We start from the raw sequence: 13,533 nt of genomic DNA, 5'->3' as shown, positions 1-13,533 counted from the left end.
CGGTCGCCGCGAGCGATAAACCGTGACGACCGTCTCTACTTCAAATTCCTGCGCAGTCGGGTGAAAAGCCGAGCATTGCTCATGGCCACAATGCCGACGACGTCTTCCGGATTGTCACCGTCTCGATAGGTCGCCACGAACTTCCGGTCCTCGATGGACCCATCTTCGACGCGAACGTCGTTCGTCGCCCGTCCGATGAACTGGATTCGCACGCCGTACTGATCTGACCAGACGTAGCCGCCGTTGGTGTGCGTAGCGACCGTCTCGCCCGCGAGCAGGTTGCGGGTGGCGATTTGTGCCTGTTCGGTCGCGGACGTCCAGTGTTCGGCGCGGTGCCCGGCGCAGTTCGCGACGTCGCCGACCGCGACGACGTTCTTCAGGTTGGTCACGCCGCCCGCGTCGCACACGACGCCGTTGTCGACCTTGACGGGTCCACCGGCGAGCCAGCCCGTCGCCGGGCGCGTGCCGATGCCCGCGACGACGACGTCGGCGTCAACCCTGCGTCCATCCGCGAGGTTGATTCTGGTGTTGATTCCGGCATCGACGTTGACTGAATCAACATTGACTCCCGTAATCAACGTTGATCCGTGGTCGCCGTGCAGATGTCCACATGCCGTGCCCATCTCCGCGCCCAGAACGCGCGTGAGCGGTGTGGGAAGAGCCTCGACGACGGTGACGTCCTTGCCCAGTGCGCGCGCACTGGAGGCGATCTCGGCGCCGATGAACCCCGCGCCGATGACACCGACGTGCTGTGCGGCGCCGAACGCGTCGCGGAGCTTGATCGCGTCGTCGAGCGTGCGCAGGACGTGTGTGTTGGGGATCGTGCGCGGAACACCACCGGTCGCGATGACGAAGCCGTCGGCCTCGACCGTCGTGCCGTCGCTGAGCGCGACCTCCCGCGCGGAGAGCAGCCCGGTCGCCTGGACGCCGAGGCGCCAGTCCGCGGCGAGCGCGTCGAGGTCCTCCTGGTCCGCGAGCGGCACGGCCTCGACCTTGCCGAGGAGGAAGTCCTTCGAGAGGGGAGGCCGGTCGTAGGGGAGATGGATCTCGTCGCCCACGACGACGAGCCGTCCGTCGAACCCCTGCTGGCGCAGTGCCTGCGCCGACCTCAAACCGGCCAGTGATGCGCCGATGATCGCGATCGTCCTCACGCCACGTCCTTGTTCACTTCGACATCGACATAGACCACTCCATCTTTCACAAAGACGGGGTAGGTCTTCACCGGTCTTTTGGCGGGCAGACAAGTTGGCTCGCCGGTGCGAAGGTCGAAGCTCGCGGCGTGCAGCGGGCACTCCACGAAGCAGCCCTCCAGCCATCCCTCGCTCAGGGAGGCGTCCTGGTGGGTGCAGGTGTCGTCGATGGCGTACAGCACGTCGTCGGCGTTGAACACCGCGATCGGTGCATGAGGGCCGACGATGCGCACCGCCTCTCCCGGGGGCAGGTCCATGAGAGCGCAGGCGCGGATCATCGTCGGCCTCCGTTGCGTTACGCGGCACGCGTTCCGAATGACGCAACACAATGTGCGGCTCGAATGACGCGCCGTCAAGAGTTCGAGCGGGTTGTTTTGCCTGCCGGTTACTGTTGCGCGATGAGCAACTCCGACTCGGCAGCTCAGGTGCAGTCCGTCGACAGAGCCATCAGCGTGCTCGAACTACTGGCGCAAGGCGAGGCCGGTATCACCGAAATCGCTGGTGAGCTGGGTGTGCACAAGTCAACGGTGTCCAGACTCGTCTCCGTGCTGGAGGCGCGTGGCCTGGTCGAGCAGCTCGGGGAAAGAGGCAAGTACGCCATCGGTTTCGGGGTCGTCCGGCTGGCCGGTGCCGCCACCGGTCGCATGGACCTCACCAAGCTCGGTCAGCCCGTCTGCCAGACCCTCGCCGACGAGTTCGGAGAGACCGTCAACATCGCCGTGCACGACGCCGGCGTCGCCATCAACATCACCCAAGCGCGCGGCTCCGCGGCCGTCTCCGCCGTGAACTGGATCGGCCAGCGCACGCCCCTGCACGCCACCTCGTCCGGCAAGATCCTGCTCGCGTACCTCGACCTGGCCGAGCGCAAGCGCCTGGTCTCGCTGCCGCTCGACTCCTACACCGAGAACACCGTCGTGGACGCCTCACGCCTGCTGTCCGAACTGGAGGGCGTGGCCAGGCAGGGTTTCGCGGCGTGCTTCGAGGAGCTGGAACTCGGCCTGCACGCGGTCGCCGTCCCGGTCCGCGGGCATCGCGGGGAGGTGGTCGCGGCGATGAGCGCTTCCGGTCCGTCGTACCGGTTGTCCCGGGAACGGGTCGAGCAGATCGTGCCGACGATGGCGGCGGCGGCAGCGGATCTCTCGGCGCAACTGGGGTACTTCGCGGGCTAGCTGCTGCCTGTTCACCCACAGGCACCCCACCAGCCCCATTTTTCGGCACGCGGGGGCCCCGCGTTTCCTTCTGGGAAACGCGGGGCCCCCGCGTGCCGGGCGGCAGCAGGGGGTGGCGGCCGAACGCGGTATTGACAGCGGGTCGTGCTGGCCGCAATTTGTTGCTGATCGCGGAACGGGTTCCGTTTCGCGCAACGGCGGCGAAGGGGTGTCCAGATGCCTGGGGAAATGCCTCGCGTGGTGCTCGTGGGGGCCGGGATCGTCGGGTGTGCACTGGCCGACGAGCTCTCCGAGCGCGGCTGCACCGTCACGGTCCTGGACCAGGCGCCGGGTCTCGCCGTCGGCGGGTCGAGCAGCCACGCGCCGGGCCTGGTGTTCCAGACGAACTCCTGCCGCAGCATGACCGCCTTCGCCCGCTACACGGTCGAGAAGTACACCGCGCTCGGCTGCTTCGACCAGATCGGCGGCCTGGAGATCGCCACCACGCCCGCCCGCCTGGCCGACCTGTCCCGGCGGCACGGCTGGGCCACGTCGTGGGGCGTGGAGAGCCGCCTGATCGACGCGGACGAGGTCGCGCGGTTGCACCCGTTGCTGGACCGCGAGCAGATCCTCGGCGGGTTCCTGATCCCGAGTGACGGCCTCGCGAAGCCGGTCGCCGCGGCGGAGGTGCAGGCGCGGCGCGCGATCGAGCGTGGTGCGCGGTTCGCGTTCGGGCAGAAGGTCGTCGCGGTCGAGACCTCCGGCGGACGGGTCACCGGCGTGCGGACCGAGACCGACGTCTTCCCCGCCGACATCGTGGTGTCGTGCGCCGGGATGTGGGGGCCGGTGCTGGGGGAGATGGTCGGGCTGACCGTTCCGCTGGTGCCGATGGCGCACCAGTACGTGTTCACCGGGAACGTCGGAGCTGACGCCGAAGCGCTGGCGCGGCAGCCGATCCTGCGGCACCAGGAAGCGGATCTCTACTTCCGGTCCCACGGTCAGGCGCTGGGCATCGGAGCGTACGGGCACCGGCCGATGCCGATCGCGGCCAAGGACATCACCTCGTCGGAGCTGCCGTTCACCAAGGAGGACTTCGAACAGTCGTGGGACGCGGCCGTCGAGCTGATTCCCGCGCTGGCCGAGGCCGGGGTGGATCGCGGCTTCAACGGGCTGTTCTCGTTCACGAGCGACGGCATGCCGTTGCTGGGAGAGCATCCCGGGCTGGAGGGGTTCTGGGTCGCGGAGGCGGTGTGGATCACGCACTCCGCCGGCGTGGCCAGGGCGATGGCCGAGTGGATCGTCGACGGGCAGCCGAAGCTCGACCTGCATTCGAGTGACCTCAACCGGTTCGAGCAGGTGCAGCTGGCGCCGGACTACGTGCTGGAGCGCAGCTGTCAGAACTTCGTCGAGGTCTACGACGTGCTGCACCCCCTGCAGCCGATGGACAGCCCGCGGCCGCTGCGGACGAGTCCGTTCTACGAGCGGCAGAAGCAGCTCGGCGCGTTCTTCCTGGAGGCGTCGGGCTGGGAGAGGCCGCACTGGTACGAGGCCAACGCGGACCTGCCGGAGGTCGCGGAGGTGCCGGGCCGCGGCGAGTGGGCATCCCGGTACTGGTCGCCGATCTGCGGGGCCGAGGCGCTGGTGACGCGCAGGCGGGTCGCGATGTTCGACATGACGCCGTTGAAGCGGCTCGAGGTCAGCGGGCCGGAAGCGCTGGAGTTCCTGCAGCGCAGGACGACCAACAACCTCGACCGCAAACCCGGCGCGGTGGTGTACACGCTGTTGCTCGACAACCGGGGCGGAATCAGGAGCGATCTCACCATCGCACGGCTCGGACCGGAGACGTTCCAGGTCGGCGCGAATGGCAACCTGGACCTCGACTGGCTCACCAGGGCCGCCGCCGCGTGGCGGGGCGTCCAGGTCAGGGACATCACCGCCGGCACGTGCTGCATCGGGCTGTGGGGGCCGAAGGCACGGGACCTCATCGCGCCGGTGTCCACCCTGGACACCAGGAAGGGCTACTTCACCAGTCAGCAGGCCCATGTCGGCAACGTGCCGGTCACCGCACTGCGACTGTCCTATGTGGGCGAACTGGGCTGGGAGCTGTACACGACGGCCGATCTCGGGGGCAGGCTCTGGGACACGCTGTGGGAGGCGGGCCAGGAGCACGGGGTCATCGCGGCCGGGCGCGGGGCGTTCAACAGCCTGCGGCTGGAGAAGGGCTACCGGTCGTGGGGCGTGGACATGACGACCGAACACGATCCGCACGAGGCGGGCCTCGCCTTCGCGCTCGCCCAGAACAAGCGGTACGTCGGCATGGAAGCGCTGCATCGACGGGAACCGCGCAGGAAGCTCACCTGCCTCACGATCGACGACCCGCACGAGGTGGTGCTGGGCAGCGAACCCGTCTTCCACCAGGGCGAGCCGGCCGGCTACGTCACGAGTGCGGCGTACGGGTACACGACCGGGCTCAACATTGCCTACGCGTGGCTGCCCGCTGACGTCGACGGCGAGGTGGAGATCGAGTACTTCGGCCGCAGGGTCACGGCCCGGCCGGCGCAGGAGCCGTTGTTCGACCCCGAGATGAAGCGCCTCAGAGGCTGACATGTCTTCAGGCATGTCTTCAGGCACGGTCTACGACGCCATCGTCATCGGGCTCGGCGGCATGGGCAGCGCCGCCGCCTACCGGCTCGCCCAGCGCGGCAAGAGGGTGCTGGGACTGGAGAAGTTCACGCCCGCGCACGCGCTCGGGTCCAGCCACGGCGGGTCGCGCATCACGCGGCAGGCCTACTTCGAGGACCCCGCGTACGTGCCGTTGTTGCTCAGGGCCCACGAGATGTGGGACCAGATCGAGCGCGACAGCGGCGAACGCATCTTCCACCGCGTCGGCGGCGTGCTGGTCGGCGCGCCCGGCAGCCGGACGATCACAGGCAGCCGGGCGAGCGCCGAGCAGTTCGGCATCGGGCACGAACTGCTCGACGCGCAGCAGATCCGCGAGCGCTTCCCGACGATGAGGCCGTCACCGGACGAGGTCGCGCTGTACGAGCCGGGTGCGGGCTTCGTGGTGCCGGAGACGGCCGTGCGGGCGCACCTCGCCCTGGCCGCCAGGGCGGGCGCCGAGCTGCACTTCGAGGAGCCGGTGACGCACTGGGAGGCCGGCCGGGTCACCACGGCCGAGGCGACCTACGAGGCCGGGCACGTCGTCGTGTGCCCCGGTCCGTGGGCGCCGGAACTGTTGCGGGACCTGGAAATCACGTTTGAGATCGAACGGCAGGTCCAGTACTACTTCACGCCGGCCGAGAGCTTCCAGGACCATCCCGTCTACATCTGGCAACGCGAAGGCAGCCACTTCTACGGGTTCCCGGAGATCGACGGCGAGGTGAAGGTCGCGTTCCACACCGGTGGTCAGCCCTGTACGCCCGTGACCATCGACCGCACCGTGCACCCCCACGAGGTCGAGGCGATCACCGCCGCCACCAGACCGGTGATGCCGGGCGTCACCGGTCGGTTCGAACGGGCCGCCACCTGCATGTACACCACCACCGCGGACGAGCACTTCGTCATCGCCCGCCACCCGGACCACGACCACGTCACGGTGGCGTGCGGCTTCTCGGGGCACGGCTTCAAGTTCGTGCCCGTCGTCGGCGAGATCCTGGCCGACCTCACGATCGACGGGGCCACGCGGCACCCGATCGCACTTTTCGACCCTGCTCGCCTGAGAGGCCAAGCATGACCGGCAGCCTGATCTCCACCCTCGAGGGCCGCTACTACACCGACCCCGCGATCTTCGCGCGGGAACAGGCGAACATCTTCGAGAAGATGTGGTTCTGCGCGGTGAAGTCCGGCGACCTCGCGGCCCCCGGCGACTTCCGCACCGTGCAGGTGGGGCGGGAAAGCGTGCTCATCGCGCGGGACCGCCACGGCAACCTCAACGCGTTCCTCAACGTCTGCCGGCACCGCGGCGCGCGCATCTGCGTCGACGAGGCGGGCAGCGTGAAGCGCGCGTTCCAGTGCCCGTACCACGCGTGGACCTACGCGTTGGACGGCAAGCTGATCGCCGCGCCGAACCTCACCTCGATGCCGGACGTCGACCGGGTCGAGTACGGGCTGACGAAGGTGCATCTGCGCGAATGGCTCGGCTACGCCTGGGTGAACCTCGCCGACGATCCGCCCAGCTTCTCCGACGACGTGCTGAGCGCCGTGACGGAACGCCTCGGCTCGCTGGAGGGCATCGACGGGTACGAGATCGACCAGTTGTCCGTGGGCCGACGAATCGTCTACGACGTCAAGGCCAACTGGAAGCTGATCATCGAGAACTTCATGGAGTGCTACCACTGCGCGACGATCCACCCCGAGCTCACGGAGGTGCTGCCCGAGTTCGCCGACGGCTACGCGGCGCAGTACTACGTCGGGCACGGTGCGGAGTTCGGTGACGACATCAAGGGTTTCACGGTCGACGGCAGCGAGGGCTTCGAAAAACTCGCGGCGTTGGAGGAGGAGAGAGACAGAAAGTACTACGCCATCACCATCAAGCCGCAGGTTTTCATCAACCTCGTGCCGGACCACGTGATCCTGCACCGCATGTACCCGGTGGCGGTCGACCGGACGATCGTCGAGTGCGATTGGCTGTACGCAAAGGAAGTGGTCGACACCGGGCGTGACGTCTCTCGCTCGGTCGAGCTGTTCCACCGGGTGAACGAGCAGGACTTCGAAGCCTGTGAGCGTTGTCAGCCGGCGATGGCTTCGCGTGCTTACGCGCGCGGCGGAGTGCTGGTGCCCTCAGAGCATCACATCGGCGGGTTCCACGAGTGGCTCGTCCAGAAACTGGAATCAGCCGACTAGGGGATCGACGCGTCACCCGTGCACGCGAAAGCTGGCACGGGTGATGGAGCAGACGGACTTCTTGCTCCCGGACGGGGAGCACGATCTCCTCCGCCGCATCCGCCAACTGGCCGAGCGAGCGGAACGGACGGCGCACAACCGGTCCAACTTCGTGGGACCACCGCCGTCGCAGGAACACCTGGACATCCTCGCGGAGATCAGAATGCTCTCCGAGGAGATGACGACAGGCAGGCACTTCGCAGACGAGCGGGCCGAGGCGTTGCCCCGGCCCGCCAGACCCGCGGACGATCTCGTCGTCCCCGGGAAGTTGTGACGGTCAGCGGCGCTGGCCGCGCACCATCTTGACGAGACCCTTCATCGTCTCCTCCAGCCCGGAGCCGAACGGGTTGTCGTGCACCAGGTACGTCCACGTGGAGCTCGGGCGTTTCACCCCGGCGTCGGTGAGGTCGAAGCCGTCGTCGGTGATCTTGGCGGCCTCGTAGGAGTCACCCGCCAGTTCCCACGACTCCGGCACGATCTTGTTGAACGCCGGGATGGCCTCGCGGTGGAACTCGTCCAGCGGGTTCTGCCGTGCCAGCGCGCGCAGGTGGATGCCCTCGCGCAGGTCCGACAGGAACGTCAGGTGGTGCGTCCACAGGTCGTCGAGGAAGAAGAGCGTGATCTTGCGGGCGGCCTCGCCGGCCACCTCGTCGGACACGCCTTCCTTCTTGCCGAGCTTCTCCAGTGCCGCGTCCGTGCGCAGGACGACGTCGCGGTGCTGGAGCAGCAGCTGCCGCTGGTGCTCGATCAGCTTGTTGTAGCGCCAGGTGTTGCGGTGGATCTCCAGGTTCACGCCTTCGGCCACGCGCTGCGCGTGCTCGAAGGTGTGCAGCAGGCCCTTGTCGTTGACCCGGCCGTCGGCGTCCACATCGGACGGATCCTCGGCGTCCGGCGCGTACTGGGTGATCAGCTCGTCCTGCATCGACGAGAAGAACACCGAACCACCGGGGTCGCCCTGGCGTCCGGCGCGGCCGCGCAGCTGGTCGTCCAGCCGTGACGACGAGTGCCGGCCGGTGCCGATCACGTAGAGGCCGCCGAGCTCGGCGATCCGGTCGTGGTCCTCACCCTCGTGCCCACCGAGCCGGATGTCCGTACCGCGACCGGCCATCTGCGTGGAGACGGTGATCCGCTGGTACGAACCGGCGTCGGCGATGATCGACGCTTCCTCGGCGTCGTTCTTCGCGTTCAGCACGACGCACTCGAGCCCGGCCTCGCGCAGCTTGGAGGAGATCCGCTCGGACTCGGCGACGTCCAGCGTGCCGACGAGGATCGGCCGCCCGGTCTCGTGCGCGGTCTTGATCTCCTCGACGATCGCGTCTTCCTTCTGCTCCAGCGTCGCGTAGAGGCGGAAGTGCTCGTCCTCGCGGATGTTCTCCTTGTTCGGCGGGATCACGAGCACCTCGAGCTCGTAGAACTCGCGCAGGGTCTCCGCGACGGCGACCGCGGTACCGGTCATGCCGCAGCGCGTCGGGTAGCGGCCGAGCAGCGCCTGGACCGTCATCGAGTCGAGGATCTCGCCCGACTCGGTCGTCTGGACGTTCTCCTTGGCCTCGACCGCGGCCTGCAGGCCGTCCGGCCACCGCTGCAGCTTCGCGATGCGGCCGCGGGAGTCGTTGATCAGGTGCACCTTGCCGTCGCGCACGATGTAGTCGACGTCGCGGTGCAGCAGCACCTGCGCGTGCAGTGCGACGTTCACCTTCGACAGCGTGGAGGTGACGTGCTCCTGCGAGTAGAGGTCGATCTCGCCGAGCGCGCGCTCGACGGCCTCGGAGCCCGCGCCGGTGAGGAAGACGTTGCGCTCTTCGTCGTCGATCTCGTAGTGCAGGTTCTGCCGCAGGCGCTTCACGAGGTCCGCGATGACGGGGTCGGCGGCTTCGGCGCTGGTCGAGCCGGCCAGCACGAGCGGCACGCGGGCCTCGTCGACGAGCACCGAGTCGGCCTCGTCGATCAGCGCGACCTCCTGCTCGGGCACGATCAGGTCCTCGGGACGGGTCGCGATCCGGTCGCGCAGGATGTCGAACCCGATCTCGCTGACCGGCGCGTAGGTGACCTCGCACTGGTACGCCTCGCGGCGCTCCTCGGCCTTCGAGCTGCCGTTGATCCAGCCCACGGTGACGCCGAGCAGCCGGTACAGCGGCCCCATCCACTCCGCGTCGCGCTGGGCGAGGTAGTCGTTGACGCTGACCACGTGGACGCGCTTGCCCTTGATCGCGAACCCGGCCGCGGCCATGGCGCCCGCGAGCGTCTTGCCCTCACCGGTGGCCATCTCGACGACGAGCCCGCTGAGCATGCCCAGCGCACCCAGCACCTGCACGTCGAACGGCCGCTGCCCGATGGCGCGCTCGGCCGCCTCACGGGTGAGGGCCACCAGCTCGGTGTCGTCGCTCTCTTCGCGCAGCTTCGCGGCGTGTGCCGTCAGCTCCTCGTCGCTGAACGCTTTGAACGCGTCAGCGTGTTTCTCCACGTCCTTGAGCAGTGCCTGGAACGGGGCGAGGTCGACTGAGCCCGGTTTCTGCGCGAACCTGCGCATCCGCTGCTTGAAGCGCGCCATGAGAGTGGTCACGACGCAGCAACGTACGGCATCGGCCGCAGGTTCCGCAGAGGTCTTGACAGTGAAGCCGGAAATGCCGGGTTCAGCTCGTCAGTCGCGGAGCTTGCACTTCACCCGTGCCTGGTAACCGGCGAGGTGGCCGGGCTCCTGCTCGTCCGGATCGGTCTGGCGGACCGCGTAGATCCCGCTGCTCGCGACCTGGCCGTGGGCCTGGCGGCAGCTCTCCTCGAACCCGCGCTTGTCGTAGAACGCGAGCTTGGTGTCGCTGCCCGAACGGATGGGCCCCTTGAATTCCCGGTAGGCCGCCGCGGAGGCGGGGGCGGCCGCCAGGCTGAGGATCGCCGCGGCCAGGACGCTCGCGGTCACGCCGCTGCGCAGGAGGTTGTTCGCCATGGACCTCACAGTGAGGCACGGAGTGTGATCAGGCATGCCCGGAGCGCAGCTGTCCGGCCGGTGCCGGGGGAATCCCTCACCGGGACCTGGTCGGAGCGATGTCTCACCGAGCCGGATCAGCGGGTGTTGTCGTCGAGTCCGGCGATCGCCGTGACGTCCGCCTGGGACATGTGCAGGACCGCGGCGACGTCCTTGACGAGCACAGGATGCGGATTCAGACGCCCGCTGCGAAGCATGTGGATGGTCGACATCGCCCGACCGGTTTCCATCGCCATGTCCCTGACCTGGATCCCGCGCAGAGTCATCAGCCTGGTGAACACCCCCGCGAAGGGATGTGGTTCCAGCCGGCCGGCGGGTGTCTGCGCGGGCCCCACGACCACGTCGCCGATCTTGGCTTGGAATCGGATCAGTTGGTCGCCGGCAAACCTGACCTTCGCGACGAACGGCAACGTCTCACCGCTGTCGGAGCAGACAGTGCCTGGCACGGACACCTCGGTGAACCTGGTGACCGAACTGACGTGATCGCTTGCGACTTCCACGGGGAGACCTGGCTCGACGTCGGTGACCTTCCAGTCGCGGTTCCACCACGGCAGATCCTGCAACAGGCCGGTGAAGAAGGAAGGCAGGACGGTGAGATCGACCGGGTCTGGTGGAAACTTCCGGCCCGGGCCGATGCTGCCCGGCCAATAGGTCAGTGCCGCGATCACGTCTGCGCTCAAGGTGCGGCCGGCAGGGCTCATCTCCGGAGCCTAGCGATGGCGGTCACGCGGCCGGGGGCTTTCCGTCGCGGCGGATCATCCTGGTCAGCACGCCGTCGTTGAGCGCGATGGCCGCGGTGACCGCCGGTGCGCCGAAGAAACAGATGGTCTTCTCGAAGGGGTCGCCGAGAACGCCGAACGAGTGGTCCTTCGACACGAAGATCATGTAGTTGCCGTTGGGGTGGTGCGAGTACTCCCAATCCTCGAGCTCGTCGACGTCCGTCACTCGGTGGGGTCGGTACTGCGAGGAGGGATGGACGGCGTCGTGATGGAACACCGAGTCCCAGTACTCGACGCATTCCCGCAGGACGTCACACACCAACTGAGCCAAGGGGCGAGCGGCTTCCGGGAATGGGGCGCCTGGTGTCCCGCAGGGCGGCAGCGCCCACACGACCGAGGGGACAGGCTCGTTGATCACCGGCGAGGTGGCGCGGCGAAACCCGAACTCGTTGACGAAGTCCTGCCATGACGCACGCCACAGTCCAGTGTCCAACTCCACCCATGCGTACTCCGGCATGGCCAGCACGCTATCCGCCCCGCGGCCTGGTCAGACGACGATCAGTGGAACCCGCACCCCGACGGCATCGGCGAGTTTGCCCAGGTCGCCGGGGTCTGAGGTCAGCACGGCGCAGTTGTGGCTGACTGCGGCGATGACCACCGCCGCGTCGACGACGTCGGACGTTCCGGCGACGGCGAGCAGCCTGCCGACAGCCTCCGCCACGTCCTCGGTGAACGGGACGGGCTTGCACATCCGGCGCAGCATCGCCACAGGTGCCTGCCGGGCTGTTCCTCGCCACACCTGTGCCAGGACGACGGCAGGCAGTAGAGCACGGGTACCCGAGTCCAACGCGTCGCGGCACGCTCCGTAGACCCGTCCTCGCGGGTTTCCTTCGACGTGGATCAGCGCGCCCGCGTCCAGGACGAGGCCTCGTGCGCTCAACCGGCTTGCCTTTCTTCCGGCAGACCCAGGAGCCGGGCCAGCGCGGCGGTGCGAGCCGCGGCGTCCGCCGACGACTCGGGAGCGCCGACACCCGCCTCCGCGAGTTCGGCTCGGATCTGCTCCAGTTCGGCCTGGTCCGGCTCGCCGAACCGGTCGGCGTAGTCCTGCGCGGCCGCCTGGGCTTCGGCGAGGTCCGCGGCCGCTTCCGCTGCTTCGGCGAGCCAGGTGGACAGCGGCACTCCTGCCCGGTCCGCAGCGCGCCGTGCCCTGGCGACAACGACGCCTGGCATGGACACGCTCAACTTCTCCACCGCCATGTTCCTGATGCTAACGGGATTGGTGCTACTACGGTAGCACCAATCCCGTTGCTTGTTGATCAGACCCGTTCCGGCTGGTGCGTCTCCGGCAGCTTGATCACCGACACCAGCGTGCACAGGCCCATGACCAGCAGGAACGCCGACACCGACATCGACGTCCCCGTCGCCCCGAGCAGCGCTGTCATCACGAACGGCGTGCCACCGCTGACCAGGATCGACGCCAGCTGGTAGGCGAGAGAGGCGCCCGAGTACCGCACGTGCGGCTCGAACAGCTCACCCAGGTACGCGGCGATCGGGCCGTACACGAGAGAGGACGCGATGCCTCCGACCGTGGACGCCACGAACAGCAACAGCAGTGAACCCGTGTCCACGAGCAGGAAGTACGGGAACGCCCACACGATCAGACCGACGGTGCCCGCGATGATCAGCGGACGCCGGCCCAGGCGGTCGGACAGGTGTCCCGCGTAGAGGATCACCGGGATGCTCACGATCGACGACAGCAGGCTCACGACCAGGACCGACTCGCGGCTGAGACCGAGCGTGGTGGTGGCGTAGGAGAGGACGCCCGCGATCGACACGTAGAAGATCGCGTTGGAGGCGAACATCAGGCCCGCGCCGAGCAGGATCGGCTTGCGGTGGGTGCGCAGGGCCTCCTTCAGCGGTGCGTGTGCCACGACGGGTCCTGAGGCGCGCCGCTCCTGCAGTTCGCGGAAGACCGGGCTGTCCTCGACCTTCAGCTGGATGAACAGCACCACGGGGAACAGGAGCGCCGACGCCAGGAACGGCACGCGCCAGCCCCACGAGGCGAACGCCGCCGGCGAGAGAGAGGTGGTGGCGCTGATGAACGCGATGTTGCCCAGCAGCACGCCGATCGGGACGCCGGCCTGGCCGAACGTGCCCGCGAAGCCGCGTTTCTTCGGGCCCGCGGACTCGGTGAGCAGCAGGACGACGCCGCCCCACTGGCCGCCGACCGCGATGCCCTGCAGGAACCGCAGCAGGACCAGCAGCAGCGGCGCGCCGACGCCGATGGACGCCGTGGTGGGCAGCAGGCCGATGAGGAACGTCGCCGCGGCCATCAGCGCGAGGCAGATGACGAGGGCGGGCTTGCGGCCGAACTTGTCGCCGACGTGGCCGAAGACCAGGCCGCCGATGGGGCGCGCGATGAAGCCCGCCCAGAACGTGCTGAACGACAGGAGCAGCGCGACGATCGGCGTTGCCTCGGGGAAGAACAGTTTGGGGAACACCAGGGCCGCGGCCGTTGCGTAGATGAAGAAGTCGTACCACTCGAGAGACGAACCAACGAGTCCGGCTGCCATCAGCCTGCGTAAGGTCTTCTGTTCAGTCGGGGCAACACT

Annotated in this window: 14 protein-coding genes; 5 read left to right on the top strand and 9 right to left on the bottom strand. The window is 68.1% G+C overall.

Annotation, left to right across the window (positions count from 1 at the left end; all coding sequences use genetic code 11):
- Nucleotides 1-35: 35 nt before the first annotated feature.
- Together G7043_RS31080 and G7043_RS31075 are read right to left on the bottom strand one after the other, a co-directional pair.
- Entirely contained in the window at nt 36-1,151 is a 1,116-nt protein-coding gene (locus G7043_RS31080) for an NAD(P)/FAD-dependent oxidoreductase (RefSeq protein ID WP_166051668.1), read from the bottom strand.
- Nucleotides 1,148-1,468, bottom strand: a complete 321-nt coding sequence (locus tag G7043_RS31075) for a bifunctional 3-phenylpropionate/cinnamic acid dioxygenase ferredoxin subunit (RefSeq protein WP_166051666.1) — start codon at nt 1,466-1,468, stop codon at nt 1,148-1,150. The genes G7043_RS31080 and G7043_RS31075 overlap by 4 nt, the downstream gene beginning before the upstream one ends.
- 120 nt (nt 1,469-1,588) lie before the next feature.
- On the opposite strand from G7043_RS31075, the gene G7043_RS31070 reads away from it, so the two are divergent.
- The 5 genes from G7043_RS31070 to G7043_RS31050 all read left to right on the top strand — a co-directional run bounded on the left by G7043_RS31070 (nt 1,589) and on the right by G7043_RS31050 (nt 7,493).
- Nucleotides 1,589-2,359: an IclR family transcriptional regulator gene (locus tag G7043_RS31070; RefSeq protein WP_166051664.1), complete on the top strand. Its 771-nt coding sequence runs from the start codon at nt 1,589-1,591 to the stop codon at nt 2,357-2,359.
- Between the two features lie 216 nt (nt 2,360-2,575).
- Nucleotides 2,576-4,942: a GcvT family protein gene (locus G7043_RS31065; protein WP_166051662.1), complete on the top strand. Its 2,367-nt coding sequence runs from the start codon at nt 2,576-2,578 to the stop codon at nt 4,940-4,942.
- A gap of 13 nt (nt 4,943-4,955) precedes the next feature.
- Nucleotides 4,956-6,071 (top strand): N-methyl-L-tryptophan oxidase, encoded by a 1,116-nt coding sequence (gene solA, locus G7043_RS31060; protein ID WP_166051660.1) that lies wholly within the window; start codon nt 4,956-4,958, stop codon nt 6,069-6,071.
- Nucleotides 6,068-7,180 (top strand): aromatic ring-hydroxylating oxygenase subunit alpha, encoded by a 1,113-nt coding sequence (locus G7043_RS31055; RefSeq protein WP_166051658.1) that lies wholly within the window; start codon nt 6,068-6,070, stop codon nt 7,178-7,180. Before solA ends, G7043_RS31055 begins: the two co-directional genes overlap by 4 nt.
- 43 nt (nt 7,181-7,223) lie before the next feature.
- Nucleotides 7,224-7,493, top strand: a complete 270-nt coding sequence (locus tag G7043_RS31050) for a hypothetical protein (RefSeq protein WP_242642883.1) — start codon at nt 7,224-7,226, stop codon at nt 7,491-7,493.
- A 3-nt stretch (nt 7,494-7,496) separates the two neighbouring features.
- Here G7043_RS31050 and secA2 read toward each other — a convergent pair whose 3' ends face one another.
- The 7 genes from secA2 to G7043_RS31015 form a co-directional block, all read right to left on the bottom strand.
- The gene (gene secA2 / locus G7043_RS31045) at nt 7,497-9,782 is read right to left on the bottom strand and encodes an accessory Sec system translocase SecA2 (RefSeq protein WP_313888164.1); all 2,286 of its coding nucleotides are present in this window, start codon (nt 9,780-9,782) and stop codon (nt 7,497-7,499) included.
- A gap of 78 nt (nt 9,783-9,860) precedes the next feature.
- Nucleotides 9,861-10,163 carry a hypothetical protein gene (locus G7043_RS31040; protein ID WP_166051655.1) on the bottom strand — a complete coding sequence of 101 codons (303 nt, stop codon included), beginning with the start codon at nt 10,161-10,163 and terminating at the stop codon, nt 9,861-9,863.
- A 116-nt stretch (nt 10,164-10,279) separates the two neighbouring features.
- A complete protein-coding gene (locus G7043_RS31035; RefSeq protein WP_166051653.1) occupies nt 10,280-10,903 on the bottom strand; it encodes an XRE family transcriptional regulator in 624 nt (207 codons plus the stop codon).
- 22 nt (nt 10,904-10,925) lie between these two features.
- A complete protein-coding gene (locus G7043_RS31030) occupies nt 10,926-11,438 on the bottom strand; it encodes a DUF2716 domain-containing protein (RefSeq protein WP_166051651.1) in 513 nt (170 codons plus the stop codon).
- A gap of 30 nt (nt 11,439-11,468) precedes the next feature.
- Nucleotides 11,469-11,861, bottom strand: a complete 393-nt coding sequence (locus G7043_RS31025; protein WP_166051649.1) for a PIN domain-containing protein — start codon at nt 11,859-11,861, stop codon at nt 11,469-11,471.
- The gene (locus G7043_RS31020) at nt 11,858-12,178 is read right to left on the bottom strand and encodes a hypothetical protein (RefSeq protein WP_166051647.1); all 321 of its coding nucleotides are present in this window, start codon (nt 12,176-12,178) and stop codon (nt 11,858-11,860) included. Before G7043_RS31020 ends, G7043_RS31025 begins: the two co-directional genes overlap by 4 nt.
- 59 nt (nt 12,179-12,237) lie before the next feature.
- On the bottom strand, nt 12,238-13,494 hold the full coding sequence (locus tag G7043_RS31015) for an MFS transporter (RefSeq protein WP_166051645.1): 1,257 nt from the start codon (nt 13,492-13,494) through the stop codon (nt 12,238-12,240).
- Between the last annotated feature and the right edge of the window lie 39 nt (nt 13,495-13,533).

This window comes from Lentzea alba (assembly GCF_011067745.1).
GTDB lineage: Bacteria > Actinomycetota > Actinomycetes > Mycobacteriales > Pseudonocardiaceae > Lentzea > Lentzea alba.
Note: the sequence above shows the minus strand (reverse complement) of the source record. Positions and strands in the feature narration are given on the sequence as shown.